17 protein-coding genes are annotated in these 13,321 nt (G+C 54.5%); 10 read left to right on the top strand and 7 right to left on the bottom strand.

Translation table 11 applies throughout. The features are described 5' to 3' along the window. Window positions 1-30 precede the first annotated feature (30 nt). The 5 genes from dmsD (at window position 31) to osmV (ending at window position 4,385) form a co-directional block, all read left to right on the top strand. On the top strand, window positions 31-645 hold the full coding sequence (gene dmsD, locus ACERJC_RS06340; RefSeq protein ID WP_373671280.1) for a Tat proofreading chaperone DmsD: 615 nt from the start codon (window positions 31-33) through the stop codon (window positions 643-645). 293 nt (window positions 646-938) lie between these two features. Continuing rightward, complete coding sequence (gene osmY, locus ACERJC_RS06335; protein WP_152404785.1) at window positions 939-1,649, top strand: osmoprotectant ABC transporter permease OsmY; 711 nt, start codon at window positions 939-941, stop codon at window positions 1,647-1,649. Between the two features lie 28 nt (window positions 1,650-1,677). Next, a complete protein-coding gene (gene osmX, locus ACERJC_RS06330) occupies window positions 1,678-2,580 on the top strand; it encodes an osmoprotectant ABC transporter substrate-binding protein OsmX (RefSeq protein ID WP_178825038.1) in 903 nt (300 codons plus the stop codon). Between the two features lie 9 nt (window positions 2,581-2,589). Then, window positions 2,590-3,237, top strand: coding sequence for an osmoprotectant ABC transporter permease OsmW (gene osmW / locus ACERJC_RS06325; RefSeq protein ID WP_046480576.1), 648 nt, complete (start codon window positions 2,590-2,592; stop codon window positions 3,235-3,237). After that, complete coding sequence (gene osmV / locus ACERJC_RS06320; RefSeq protein WP_152404787.1) at window positions 3,237-4,385, top strand: osmoprotectant ABC transporter ATP-binding protein OsmV; 1,149 nt, start codon at window positions 3,237-3,239, stop codon at window positions 4,383-4,385. The genes osmW and osmV overlap by 1 nt, the downstream gene beginning before the upstream one ends. A 79-nt stretch (window positions 4,386-4,464) precedes the next feature. Here the strand turns inward: osmV and bioD are convergent, their stop codons facing one another. The 3 genes from bioD to ynfL all read right to left on the bottom strand — a co-directional run bounded on the left by bioD (window position 4,465) and on the right by ynfL (window position 7,534). Then, a complete protein-coding gene (gene bioD, locus ACERJC_RS06315; protein ID WP_152404788.1) occupies window positions 4,465-5,160 on the bottom strand; it encodes a dethiobiotin synthase in 696 nt (231 codons plus the stop codon). A 125-nt stretch (window positions 5,161-5,285) separates the two neighbouring features. Further along, window positions 5,286-6,506, bottom strand: a complete 1,221-nt coding sequence (mlc, locus tag ACERJC_RS06310) for a sugar metabolism global transcriptional regulator Mlc (RefSeq protein WP_371894762.1) — start codon at window positions 6,504-6,506, stop codon at window positions 5,286-5,288. Between the two features lie 128 nt (window positions 6,507-6,634). Further along, on the bottom strand, window positions 6,635-7,534 hold the full coding sequence (gene ynfL, locus ACERJC_RS06305; RefSeq protein ID WP_373671279.1) for a multidrug efflux transcriptional activator YnfL/SxtR(Kp): 900 nt from the start codon (window positions 7,532-7,534) through the stop codon (window positions 6,635-6,637). Window positions 7,535-7,655: 121 nt separating this feature from the next. Between ynfL and ynfM the strand changes: the two genes are divergently transcribed. Then, the gene (ynfM, locus tag ACERJC_RS06300; RefSeq protein ID WP_152404791.1) at window positions 7,656-8,909 is read left to right on the top strand and encodes a multidrug efflux MFS transporter YnfM/SxtP(Kp); all 1,254 of its coding nucleotides are present in this window, start codon (window positions 7,656-7,658) and stop codon (window positions 8,907-8,909) included. Between the two features lie 53 nt (window positions 8,910-8,962). Here ynfM and ACERJC_RS06295 read toward each other — a convergent pair whose 3' ends face one another. Continuing rightward, window positions 8,963-9,055 (bottom strand): KPN_01571 family protein, encoded by a 93-nt coding sequence (locus ACERJC_RS06295; RefSeq protein ID WP_216525544.1) that lies wholly within the window; start codon window positions 9,053-9,055, stop codon window positions 8,963-8,965. Window positions 9,056-9,187: 132 nt separating this feature from the next. On the opposite strand from ACERJC_RS06295, the gene ACERJC_RS06290 reads away from it, so the two are divergent. From ACERJC_RS06290 to ACERJC_RS06275, 4 genes are all read left to right on the top strand, one after another. Then, complete coding sequence (locus ACERJC_RS06290) at window positions 9,188-10,672, top strand: carboxypeptidase M32 (RefSeq protein ID WP_373671278.1); 1,485 nt, start codon at window positions 9,188-9,190, stop codon at window positions 10,670-10,672. 149 nt (window positions 10,673-10,821) lie between these two features. Next, window positions 10,822-11,148, top strand: coding sequence for an acid resistance repetitive basic protein Asr (gene asr / locus ACERJC_RS06285; protein ID WP_152406333.1), 327 nt, complete (start codon window positions 10,822-10,824; stop codon window positions 11,146-11,148). 94 nt (window positions 11,149-11,242) lie between these two features. Beyond that, on the top strand, window positions 11,243-11,326 hold the full coding sequence (ydgU, locus tag ACERJC_RS06280; RefSeq protein WP_099434124.1) for a small membrane protein YdgU: 84 nt from the start codon (window positions 11,243-11,245) through the stop codon (window positions 11,324-11,326). A 101-nt stretch (window positions 11,327-11,427) separates the two neighbouring features. Continuing rightward, the gene (locus tag ACERJC_RS06275) at window positions 11,428-12,249 is read left to right on the top strand and encodes a trypsin-like serine peptidase (RefSeq protein WP_373671277.1); all 822 of its coding nucleotides are present in this window, start codon (window positions 11,428-11,430) and stop codon (window positions 12,247-12,249) included. 39 nt (window positions 12,250-12,288) lie between these two features. Here the strand turns inward: ACERJC_RS06275 and mdtI are convergent, their stop codons facing one another. The 3 genes from mdtI to ACERJC_RS25505 form a co-directional block, all read right to left on the bottom strand. Then, window positions 12,289-12,618, bottom strand: coding sequence for a multidrug/spermidine efflux SMR transporter subunit MdtI (gene mdtI / locus ACERJC_RS06270; RefSeq protein WP_152404794.1), 330 nt, complete (start codon window positions 12,616-12,618; stop codon window positions 12,289-12,291). Beyond that, the gene (gene mdtJ, locus ACERJC_RS06265; RefSeq protein ID WP_152404795.1) at window positions 12,605-12,967 is read right to left on the bottom strand and encodes a multidrug/spermidine efflux SMR transporter subunit MdtJ; all 363 of its coding nucleotides are present in this window, start codon (window positions 12,965-12,967) and stop codon (window positions 12,605-12,607) included. Before mdtJ ends, mdtI begins: the two co-directional genes overlap by 14 nt. A 110-nt stretch (window positions 12,968-13,077) precedes the next feature. Continuing rightward, on the bottom strand, window positions 13,078-13,248 hold the full coding sequence (locus ACERJC_RS25505) for a protein YdgV (protein ID WP_080949895.1): 171 nt from the start codon (window positions 13,246-13,248) through the stop codon (window positions 13,078-13,080). Window positions 13,249-13,321: the final 73 nt, after the last annotated feature.

Raw genomic sequence — 13,321 nt, 5'->3', positions numbered from 1 at the left:
GGGAAACCCGCACTTTTCAGGATGTTTCAGATGACTGATTTTACTCAACGTGATGATTTTGCGATGACGGCACGCGTGCTGGGGGCCCTGTTTTATTACGCGCCCGACAGCGCCGAAGCCGCCCCTCTGGTATCAGCGTTAACCGCAGATGACTGGCAGACTCAGTGGCCGCTGGCAGCGGAAGTACTGGCCCCACTGGCGACGGATTTTAAACGCGTCAGCGATGAATCACTTCCCGAGGCGTTTCAGCGCCTGTTCGTGGGGCCGTATGCGTTACCGTCGCCACCCTGGGGTTCCGTCTGGTTAGATCGCGAAAATGTCCTGTTTGGCGAGTCCACTCTGGCCCTGCGTCAGTGGATGCGCGACAACGGCATTCACGTCGAGGCAACGCAAAATGAACCCGAAGATCATTTCGGTTCGTTATTGCTGATGGCGGCGTGGCTGGCTGAAAGTGGCCGACACACTGAATGCGAACAGCTGCTGGCGTGGCATCTGTTCCCGTGGTCATCCCGCTTCCTGGACATATTTATTGATAACGCCGGTCATCCTTTTTATCGGGCTCTCGGCGAACTGGCCCGCCACACCCTGGCACAGTGGCAGTCTCAGTTACTGACTCCGGTCGCGGAAAAACCGTTATTCCGCTAACCCTCTGAAGGCAGGTTTTTCCTGCCTTTTCTGATACCTGCATCTTTCTTTGTTGTTACAGTGTCACTTCTGATTGGCGTTTTTAAGACAATTCTTTACATACCCTGCTTATCCTTTACGGCATAAGGCCAAATCGCGTTTAGCGATTAATAGTCTGCGAATCTAATTTGCCTTCACGCTGGAATCCTTCCCATCCTGTTGCTATAGCTCAAAACACCCTGCCGATACATGGCATAACAACATGCGACGATTATTCGCCGCCATAACGCATGCAAACAGGGAGACACACTGCAATGCACACTTCCACGTTAAAACACGTGCTGGGCTTTAGTTTCGTCATCATTGTGCTACTGGCACTGCTGATCTGGGGAATTGGCGTCGAAACGCTCAAATCACGTCAGGTCGATTTGCTCTATCTCGGCCAACAGCACCTGATTTTAGTCCTTACCTCAATGTTCTTCGCCCTGCTGGTCGGTATTCCAAGCGGTATCCTGCTCAGCCGCCCCGCAGCAAAGGGGATTGCTGAATATGCCATGCAGATCTTCAACATTGGCAACACGCTACCTCCGCTGGCCGTTCTCGCGCTGGCGATGGTCATTATCGGCATTGGCGACCTGCCCGCTATTGTTGCGCTGTTTCTGGCGTCACTGTTGCCGATTGTGCGTAACACCTATGCCGGACTGATTTCTGTCCCACCGTCGCTGATTGAAGCGGCAAACGGCATCGGTATGACGAAATGGCAGCGGCTTCGTCAGGTGGAAATCCCCAACGCCTGGCCGGTGATGCTTTCCGGGATCCGCATTGCCACAGCGATTAACGTCGGGACCGCCCCGCTGGCGTTTCTGATTGGCGCCAGTAGCTACGGCGAGCTGATTTTCCCCGGCATCTATCTTAACGACTTCCCGACATTGATTTTGGGGGCGACCGCCACCGCACTTTTCGCCCTGATCCTCGACAGTCTGCTCGCCTGGCTTGGGCGCGCCCTGAGCCCGCACACGGCCTGATGACAATGATAAAAACAAGGAGCGCTAAATGAATCTCAAGAATACATGGCTGGGATGGCTCGCCGCCGCGCTGTTGATGAGCACGCAGGCCCAGGCCGCCCCCATTATCCTCGCCACCAAGAGCTTTACCGAACAGCACATTCTCTCGGCCATGACCGTTCAGTATCTGCAAAAAAAGGGATTTCAGGTTCAGCCGCAAACCAATATCGCCACGGTCATCTCACGGAATGCGATGATCAATAAACAGATTGATATGACATGGGAATACACCGGCACCTCGTTGATTATTTTCAACCATATCAATGAGCGCATGAGCCCGCAGGCGTCGTATGACACGGTGAAGCGCCTTGATGCCAGGCTGGGGCTGGTATGGCTGAAACCGGCAGATATGAACAACACCTACGCGTTCGCCATGCAGCGTAAGCGCGCCGAAGCGGAAAACATCAACACCATGTCGGAGATGGTGGCGAAAATTGAGCACATCCGCCAGACCGATCCCGACAACAACTGGTTGCTGGGGCTCGACCTGGAATTTGCCGGGCGCAGCGACGGAATGAAGCCGTTGCAGCAGGCTTATCAAATGGAGCTTGACCGACCGCAAATCCGCCAGATGGATCCCGGACTGGTCTACAACGCCGTGCGTGATGGCTTTGTTGACGCCGGCCTTATCTATACCACTGACGGTCGTGTGAAGGGTTTTGATCTCAAGGTGCTGGAAGATGATAAGGGCTTCTTCCCAAGTTACGCTGTCACGCCTGTGGTGCGTAAAGATACGCTGGAGGCCAACCCAGGGCTTGCCGAGGCGCTCAATACCCTCTCGGCGCAGTTAAATAATGACGTGATCAGTTCATTGAATGCGAAGGTTGATATCGATCACCAGTCACCTCAGCAGGTTGCTCGTGAATTCCTGCAACAAAAGAACCTGCTGTAAGGAGCGCATATGGATACGATTCACTACATGATCGATAACGCAGGTTATCTGGCGACGCTCACTTTTCAGCATCTGTGGCTGGTGGCGCTGGCGGTTGGCCTGGCGATTGTGACTGGCGTACCGCTCGGGATCCTGATTGTCCGCCACAAATGGCTGGCAACGCCCGTACTGAGCGCCGCCACACTGCTATTGACGATTCCATCTATTGCCCTCTTCGGGCTGATGATCCCTCTGTTTTCGCTGATCGGTCACGGAATTGGCGCACTGCCCGCCATTACCGCCGTGTTCCTCTACTCGCTGCTGCCTATCGTGCGTAACACCCATACCGCGCTGGACAGCATCCCACCGGGCTTACGCGAAGCGGGTCGCGGGATAGGCATGACGTTCTGGCAGCGTTTGCGCTGGGTTGAGATCCCAATGGCTTTACCGGTGATTTTCGGCGGGATCCGCACCGCCGTGGTCATGAACATCGGCGTGATGGCGATTGCCGCAGTGATTGGCGCAGGCGGCCTGGGATTACTATTACTGAATGGTATCGGCGGCAGCGACATTCGCATGCTGATTGCCGGCGCATTGATGATTTGTCTTTTAGCGATTGTACTTGACTGGCTGTTACACCGCCTGCAAGTCGTCCTGACACCGAAGGGGATACGATAATGATAAAACTGGAAAACCTCACCAAACAATTTTCGCAGAAAAACGGTCAGCCGCTTAAGGCCGTCGATAACGTCAATCTGAACGTGCCAGAGGGAGAAATGTGCGTTCTGCTGGGGCCGTCGGGCTGCGGCAAGACCACTACCCTGAAGATGATTAACCGCCTGATTACCCCGAGCAGCGGCAACATCCTGATTAACGGTGAAAATACGGGCGAGATGGATACCGTCACCCTACGCCGCAACATTGGCTATGTGATCCAGCAGATTGGTCTGTTCCCTAACATGACGATTGAAGAAAATATTACGGTCGTCCCCCGCATGCTGGGCTGGGATAAAGCCCGCTGTAAAAGCCGTGCCGAAGAGTTGATGGAGATGGTAGCAATGGATGCGAAGAAGTTTCTGCATCGCTATCCAAAAGAGATGTCCGGCGGCCAGCAACAGCGTATTGGCGTCATTCGCGCCCTGGCGGCGGATCCGCCGGTTCTGCTGATGGATGAACCGTTTGGTGCCGTCGACCCAATCAACCGCGAAGTGATCCAGAACCAGTTCCTCGACATGCAGCGCGCGTTGAAGAAAACGGTGATGTTGGTAAGTCATGATATTGATGAAGCGTTGAAACTCGGCGATCGTATTGCCGTATTCCGCCAGGGACGCATTGTCCAGTGCGCCAGCCCGGATGAGTTGTTGGCAAAACCGGCCAACGACTTTGTCGGTTCATTCGTCGGTCAGGACCGTACGCTCAAGCGCCTGCTGCTGGTCTCGGCGGGCGACGTGACCGACCAGCAGCCAACGCTGACCGCGCAACCGTCTACGTCGCTGAATGAAGCCTTTGGCATTATGGATGACAACGACATTCGGGCGATTACGGTGGTGGATGGCGAAGGTAAACCGCTGGGCTTTGTGAAACGTCGCGAGGCGCGTCAGGCCACCGGCACCTGCGCAGACATCATTCATCCCTTCCGTATTACCGGCAAGGCCGAAGACAACCTGCGTATTGTGCTGTCCAAGCTGTATGAAAGTAATACCAGTTGGATGCCGATTGTTGACGAGGACGGTCGCTACAACGGCGAGATCTCACAGGATTACATCGCCGATTATCTCAGTTCTGGACGTACCCGCCGGGCGCTGAACATTCACGAAAGCAGCTAAGACCGGTTTTGACGGTATAAAAAAACCGGGGAGCGCGTTGGCTCCCCGGTTTCATCATTATGATGTGTAAGGTCGTGAATCAGGCCATGATTCTATCGACTGACAGCACGCTACCCAGCATTGACAGGCGAATGTACTGTCCAAGATCGCGCTGCTCGGCGCGCGGTAAATAAGGCAGTTCGCCGATCAACGGCGCAGGCAATTTTTTGCTCAGGACATCGATAATTTCCGCATAGTGTGCCAGACCCGGATTGATACGGTTGGCGACCCAACCGATCAGCGGTAAGCCGTCGTTGGCGATCGCCTGAGCAGTCAGCAGCGCATGGTTAATACAGCCTTCCTGAATGCCTACCACCATCAGTACCGGTAACTGCTCCTGCACCACCCATTCAGACAACGGACGCAGATCGTTCATCAGACTGCGCCAGCCGCCGGTGCCTTCAACCACCACGTGATCGACTTTCTCTGACAGGCTCGCCAGACCGTTAGAAAGTAAGGTGTAATTGATCGGGCAACTGTGGGCCACACTACTTTCATCTTCGCTCAGGGCGATGGGGTTAACGGCCTCATAGGGCAATTCCAGCGTCGATACGCTTTGCAGCACCAGTGCATCCCGGTTGCGCAACCCTTCAGGGGTCTCTTTGCTGCTCTTCGCGACCGGTTTATATCCCGCAACGCTTTTACCCCCCGACGCTAACGCTTGTAGCAATGCGCGGGAAACAACCGTCTTCCCAACAGAAGTGTCTGTACCTGTAATAAAGAAACGCTTCAGCATCACCAACTCCACCGTTATGCTTCGAAAATATAAGCCAGGAAAATAATACAGTAGAGAAAGTCTAAGGTATGCCAGGTAGAATCAGCTTGAGTTAGCGCAATTTTTGGTAGAACAGTTAAAAAATGTTAACCCTGTAATAGACGAATCAACAAAGAACCATTATACATCGCGTCTTTTACCAGCGCGGCCCCCGCCATCGTCCCCTGATTAGAAAACTGCGTGCTCTCAACGACCATATTTTTGCTGTAGGCCGGTAGCGCCTGCTGGCGAATGCTGTCCGCAATCGCCGGGAACAACACGTCCGCCGCTTTACTGAGCGGCGATCCGATCAGTATTTTTTGCGGGTTAAACAGATTGACCATAATGGCGAGGATACGTCCAACGTGAGTTCCCACGCCGCTGATAATGTCTTTAGCCAGCAGATCGCCCTGCATCGCCGCCTGACACAACGAATCAACCGTCAGCGGCTGGCCATGGAGCGACGAGCTCATGGATTGTGCCAGCCGCAATTGCGCCAGTTCCAGCACGCTTTCGACGCTGGCAATGGTTTCCAGACAGCCGTGGTTGCCGCAGTAACAGCGTTTACCGTAAGGATCAACCTGGGTGTGGCCAATCTCCACCAGGCTGCTGCTGCCCGCATGCAGTAAGTGACCGTCGGTAATCACCCCGGCCCCAACGTTATGATCGATAACCACCTGAATCACATCACGCGCCCCACGGGACGCGCCAAACAGCGCCTCTGCCATTGTCCAGGCGCTGATATCATGCTGAATGTAGACCGGTACACCGGTGTGCTGCGACAGCGTATCGCCGAGCGGCATCTCTTTCACATCGGCATAAAACGGCATGCGATGCACGATCCCATTCTCTGTATCAATAATGCCGGGTAAGGTAATGGCGATGGAGGTCAGACGTTCGAGCTTCTGCTGATGGCGAATAAAGAACTGATCGACCAGCGTGACAATCCGCGCCAGCAGCGGCGTTTCATCGTTCAGCGGCAGCTCAAGACACTCTTCCACCACCAGTTTGCTGCTGAGATCGCGCAGGGCGAGAAATATTTCCCCACGACTGATACGAAGAGACAAATAGTGCCAGGCTTCTGTTTCCACCACCAGTCCCACCGCAGGCCGTCCGCGACTACCGGCTTCTTTAATTTCCAGTTCCTGGACCAGGTGCGCTTCAAGCATTTCGCGCACTATCTTCGTGATACTGGCAGGCGCCAGCTGCGCAAGACGCGAAAGATCAATACGCGATACCGGCCCCAACTGATCAATCAGGCGATAAACTGCACCCGCATTGGTCTGCTTTATTTGATCGATGTGCCCAGGCTGACTATCAGCAACCACCTCTGACTCCCTTTATTTTCGCGCTCCGAAATAATCTGCGGGCTATGGTGAAGTACTTCAATACACGACGTCAACTTTTTACTTAGCCGTGTGATTAACTGCACATTTTCAGCCGTTATTAAATTAATTTAAGCGCTCCTGACGGCCTGAATTAACTGCTGACGAAAGCGTAGCGCCGCCTGGCTCTGTTCATGATGTGCCGACCAGACCAGCCACATTTCCGAGACCGCATCCTCTTCCGCAATCGGCACCCAACACATCTCATTGAGCTGCACTTTTTTAAACGACGCCGGAAGTATCGACACGCCTAAGCCGGCAGCGACCAGCCCAATGATCGTCATTGCCTCGCCGACCTCCTGGGTAATCACAGGCGACAACTGGTAGCGACGCATCATGCCGAGGATATCGTCGTAAAGACCGGTTCCGACGTGAGGGTCAAAGAAAACAAACGGTTCTTTCGCCAGTTCAGCCAGCGTCACTACCGGCTTTTGCGCCAGCGGGTACACCCGGGGGATCATCGCCATCAGCGGTTCATGCAAGATAACCGCATGATGTAAGCTCTCCGGCAACAGGGTATTGCGCATCAGGCCCAGATCCAGCGCCCCTTCACTCAGCGGTGCCAGTTGTTCGCGGGTATTCATCTCGCGGGTCTGCAAATGCATATCCGGGTAATTCTGCCGGAACAACGACAGCGTATCGGAGACCGCGCGTATAAACGGCGCCGACGAGGTAAAGCCGATGCGCAGTTCCCCGGCCTCCCCCAGGTGCAGACGCTCCGCGCGGGCGGCGGCATCATTAACCAGCCCGAGGATCTGCCGACTGTCGGCGAGAAATTGCTTGCCTGCGGCGGTCAGCGCGACGCTACGGTTCGTTCGCGCGAGCAGGCGCGCGCCGACCTGTTGCTCAAGCATCTGAATTTGCTGGCTCAGCGGCGGCTGCGAAATGTTCAATCGGGCCGCAGCACGCCCAAAATGCAGTTCTTCCGCTACGGCAACAAAGTAGCGAAGGTGACGAAGTTCAATATTCATATTTTGAAAGTATTATTTGAGACTATTAATATATTAGACAGAATAATGAGTTTTTCCTACTCTACTCAACAAGGTTATGCCCGTCCCCTCAAAACACGGGTTTGTTGCGCAAGGATTTCCAGTGAGTCGTACTACTACAGTCAATGACGCGACGGCGAGCGATATTGACGACCAACGCATTTCTCAGCCGGTTCAGTTTATTCAACGCGGTACCTCTGCCTTCATGCGCGTCACGCTGGCACTCTTTTCTGCCGGACTGGCGACCTTCGCCCTGCTGTACTGCGTCCAGCCTATTCTGCCAGTGCTGTCCCATGAGTTTGGCGTATCGCCTGCCAGTAGCAGTATTTCATTGTCGATTTCCACAGGAATGTTAGCCGTTGGCCTGCTGTTTACCGGCCCGCTGTCGGATGCCATCGGCCGCAAGCCGGTGATGGTGACCGCGCTGCTGCTCGCCTCCTGCTGTACGTTGCTTTCGACGATGATGACCAGTTGGCACGGTATACTGGTGATGCGCGCGCTGATTGGCCTTTCGCTCAGCGGCGTAGCGGCCGTCGGAATGACCTATCTGAGCGAGGAAATCCACCCCAGCTTTGTCGCGTTCTCAATGGGGCTGTATATCAGCGGCAACTCGATTGGCGGAATGAGCGGACGTCTGATTAGCGGCGTGTTTACTGATTTCTTTAGCTGGCGCATTGCGCTGGCGGCCATTGGCTGCTTCGCACTGGCGTCGGCCCTGATGTTCTGGAAAATTCTGCCGGAATCACGCCACTTCCGTCCCACGTCGCTGCGCCCCAAAACGTTGTTCATTAACTTTCGACTCCACTGGCGCGACCAGGGGCTGCCGCTGTTGTTTGCGGAAGGTTTTCTGCTGATGGGGTCGTTCGTCACCCTGTTTAACTACATCGGTTATCGCCTGATGCTTTCACCGTGGGAGCTCAGCCAGGCGGTGGTCGGCCTGCTTTCCGTTGCCTATCTGACCGGGACCTGGAGTTCACCGAAAGCCGGTTCGATGACGGTGCGCTACGGGCGCGGCCCGGTGATGCTCTTCTCTACCGCCGTGATGCTTGTCGGTCTGCTAATGACCCTATTCAGCTCGCTATGGCTGATTTTCACCGGCATGCTGCTCTTCTCGGCGGGATTCTTTGGCGCCCACTCCGTCGCCAGTAGCTGGATCGGCCCGCGCGCGCGGCGCGCCAAAGGCCAGGCCTCTTCGCTGTATCTGTTCAGCTACTATCTGGGATCCAGTATCGCCGGTACGCTCGGCGGCGTGTTCTGGCATAACTATGGCTGGAATGGCGTGGGGGGATTTATCGCTATTATGCTGATACTGGCCATTCTGGTCGGTACCCGACTGCATCACCGCCTTCACGTCTAGTCTGAAAGAAAAGCCCGGGTTTCACCGGGCTTTCGCCTCTCGACCAACAGTGGTTACCAAATTCCTAAGATTGATGAATACCCCATCAATTCTCTGACGGCATCCAGTGCCAGAAGAGCAAAGACAACCCAGTGAAGTGGATTCATTTTGCTGTGTGTGTTTATTTTTATTGGACGGGGACGATGTTCCCGTTGGCTACTATAAAAAAGGCTATCGATAAACATAACTACCCATTATGGTGGGGGAACTCAACCTGCCTGTTTCGTCGAAGAGGTTACATGGATAACAAAAGCTATCAACAACTTGCACGCACCTTCCTGCGGCTGTCCCGCTTCTCTCACCTTTCCGCCATCGCCAGTTGGGATATGTTCGCCATGATGCCGCCAGGCGGCAGCGCGGCGCGCGGTGAAGCGCTGGCTGAGCTGAGCGTGCTGGAACATCAAATTCTGACCGAACCGAAAGTGGCGCAATGGCTTGCCGCTGCCGCCCAGGAGGATCTCAATGATGTGGAACAGGCCAATCTGCGGGAAATGACGCGGCTGCATACCCAGGCCGCATTGTTACCTGAGTCGCTGGTGGAGGCTAAATCGCTCGCTGGAAGTCGCTGCGAGCACGCCTGGCGCAGTCAGCGTCCCGCTAACGACTGGCAGGGATTCTCGGCGAATTTGCGAGAGGTGGTGAAACTGAGTCGCGAGGAGGCCAGGCTGCGTGCGCAGGTCAAAGGCGGCTCGCCGTATGACGCGCTGCTGGATATTTATGAGCCAGAAATGACCAGTGCACAACTGGACGGACTGTTTGCCGATCTCAAATCGTGGCTGCCGGATCTCCTCAACCGCGTGGTTGTCCGGCAGTCACAGCAGTCGCTGGTTGCCCCTGTTGGCCCTTTCCCGACTGCCGTCCAGCGAGAACTGGGGCTGGAGACGATGTCTGTACTCGGTTTCGATTTTAACGCGGGTCGCCTGGATATTAGCGCTCATCCGTTCTGCGGCGGCGTGCCGGAAGATGTGCGTATCACGACGCGCTATGACGAAAACGAGTTACTCAGCGCCCTGTTTGGCGTTATCCACGAAACCGGACACGCCCGCTATGAGCAGAACCTGCCGCGTAACTGGCTGGGTCAGTCGGTAGCGCTAGCCCGTTCCACCGCGATCCACGAATCCCAGAGTCTGTTTTTTGAAATGCAGGTGGGCCGCAGCAATGCGTTTTTACGGCGACTGCTACCCGCCGTGAAGCGTCATTTTGGCTCTCAGGCTGCCTTTGAAGAGCAAAACTTCATCGCCTGGAACCAGCGGGTTAAACCCGGTTTTATCCGCGTGGATGCAGATGAAGTCAGCTACCCGGCGCACGTCATTCTGCGCTATGAGATTGAGCGAGCGTTAATCAATGGCGACATCGAGGTGGAAGATATTCCGGCGCTGTGGGACGAAAAAATGCAGGCATGGCTGGGACTGTCGACAAAAGGGAATTATCGCGACGGCTGTATGCAGGATATTCACTGGACCGACGGCGGGTTTGGTTACTTCCCTTCTTACACGTTGGGCGCGATGTACGCCGCGCAGTTGTTCAGCGCCGCGAACCGCGCGTTGCCGGGTCTCAACCAACAAATTGCTGGCGGTGATTTCAGCGCGCTGTTTGACTGGCTGCGACAGAACATCTGGCAACACGGCAGCCGCTTTACTACGGAGCAGTTGATCACCCAGGCCACCGGAGAAACGCTCAACAGCCGCCATTTCCGCGCCCACCTTGAATCTCGCTATCTGTAAACCGCCTTGCCGGGCCGTTGCGCCCGGCATTGTACATATCGTTACACGCCGAAACCAATGACTCACGGAAGCACACATAATCCAGCGATATAGTTATTTCAACGGCCCCGCAGTGGGGTTGAATGAAAAACCAAATCGAGGGTATGAGAATGAAAAAAGTATTAGCTCTGGTTGTTGCCGCTGCTATGGGTCTGTCTTCTGCCGCATTTGCTGCTGACACTACGACAACTGCACCGGCTGCCGCACCTGTCGCAAAAGCGGCTCCGGCAAAAACCATGCACCACAAAAAACATCACAAAGCGACCACCCAGAAAGCGCCAGAGCAAAAAGCGCAGGCCGCTAAAAAACACCCGAAAAAAGCCAAAGCCACGACTGAGCAGAAAGCGCCAGAACAAAAAGCGCAAGCCGCTAAAAAGCACGCCAAGAAACACACCAAACAACCGGCTGCTAAGCCCGCCGCTCAACCGGCAGCTTAAGTCCTGAATCTGTAAACTGGCGCGCCCCCTCGCGCCATTACTCAACGGCGCTGAACGCTTTCCCGGTTTAGCGCCGTCTTTTTCGGAGGGTAACATGGTGCGCCGTTATCGCTTTGAGTTCATCCTTATCACGCTTATTTTATGTGCACTCATTGCTGCCCGCTTTTATCTTTCCTGATCGTAGTACTCTGATTTTGCTCTCACTTTCCCGCCGTTACGTCTATAGTATTTACTGAGGGTTTTCTTTTAATAATCATAATTACCCACACAGAGTGTGATATGCGTAAAACCGTTGCTGTATTACTGGGGTCGTTGTGCTTTTCATCGGGTATTGCGCATGCGGATAAGCCTGACGCGGATAGCGAGACCAGTGAAGTCAAAACGTTATTTTTTGGTCAGGACGATCGCGCGCCGGTAAGCGATCCTACACAATCGCCGTGGGATGCTATCGGACAACTGGAAACCGCCAGCGGAAACTTGTGTACTGCGACGCTGATCTCCCCGCATCTGGCGCTTACCGCCGGACATTGCTTATTAACCCCGCCTAAAGGGAAACCGGATAAAGCCGTGGTCCTGCGTTTTGTCTCTAAAAAAGGTCTCTGGCGTTATGAAATCCACGGAATTGAAGGACGCGTCGATCCCGGTCTGGGAAAACGTCTGAAGCCCGATGGCGATGGCTGGATTGTGCCGCCGGCTGCCGCGCCGTGGGATTTTGGTCTGGTCGTCCTGCGCTATCCGCCTTCCGGCATCACGCCGTTGCCGCTCTTTGAAGGGGATAAAGCCGCACTGACCGCCGCACTCAAGGACGCCGGGCGCAAGGTCACACAGTCGGGATATCCGGAAGACCATCTTGATACGCTCTATTCTCATCAGGATTGCATTGTCACCGGCTGGGCGCAGAATTCGGTGTTGTCACATCAGTGTGACACCCTGCCGGGCGACAGCGGTTCGCCGCTGATGTTGAAAACCGAGGCGGGATGGCAGTTAATCGGCGTTCAGAGTTCAGCCCCGGCGGCAAAAGATCGCTGGCGCGCAGACAACCGGGCTATCTCGGTGACCGGTTTTCGTGAAAAACTGGATGCACTGGCCGGGGAACAATAACGCTCATCGCGCTGCCCGCAGGAAGCGGGCAGCGGAACATCAGGCAAGTTTAATCATCACCATTCCGGCCAGCAGCAGAACAACGCCAATCCAGCCCTTATGATTCAGGCGCTGACCAAACAGTATCCATCCGGCGGCCAGCGTCGCGGCGATACCAAACCCCCCCCACAGCGCATAGGCAACGGACAGATCAATGCCTTTTACCGCCTGAGACAGCGCGCTGAACGCGGCGAGTACCGCGACCAGCGAGAGGATGCCGTACCATTTGCGCCGAAAGCCGTCAGAGAATTTTAAGAAGACGTTGGCGATAATTTCCAGAACGATCGCCCCTCCCAGCCACGCAGCGTGAACCCACTCAAACTGTTGCATGCGTCACCTCTTTCGCACTCTGACGCGACTTGCGGGTACCAGACTTGATCAACACAATCCCCAGTACCAGCGTCGCCAGACCGGCAATTTTCATGGCCGACAGCGACTCATCAAATAACAGCACGCTAAACAGCGTAATAAATAAAATACCGATACCTTCCCACAGCGCGTAAGCTACGCCGAGGGCGATTTTTTTAACGGCGAAAGAGAGAAAAATATACGAGGTCGCGATCATCACCAGCATTAAAATAAATCCGCTGTTGCCATCGCTCACGCTTGCCCATTTCATCGACAGTGTGCCGGTAATTTCGGCGGCAATCGCCAGGCCTAATAAAATCCAGTAAAACATGGTGCTTCTCCTGCTTGAGAATATAATCCTTTGGGCTTGCACAAAGCGGCAAACCAGAAAATAAAATCAGTTAGCCAGACGCATGGCGTCAGCTCGAACAGAAGAAGGGACTACAGCGCGTTGCGCCAGTGCTGCTCACCTGCAAGCAAGAAAGAGGAGGAAGTGCGAAGAAGAGTCTGTGTAGAAAAAAACGTCCTGAACATATTGTCCATAATATTACAATTATCCGCAGTGTTGCTTCTCGTCATCGCGGATGATAATTGTCCTCGGTAGTTGAACACGCCTGATTTGTATCATAGGCCAGGAATTAACTCAAAACCTTTTCACTTCTTTACCCGAATCGTTTGATTTTTT

The organism is Citrobacter telavivensis (assembly GCF_041807075.1).
GTDB lineage: Bacteria > Pseudomonadota > Gammaproteobacteria > Enterobacterales > Enterobacteriaceae > Citrobacter_A > Citrobacter_A telavivensis.
The sequence above is the reverse complement of the archived record's forward strand: the minus strand, read 5'-3'. Positions and strand labels throughout refer to the sequence as shown.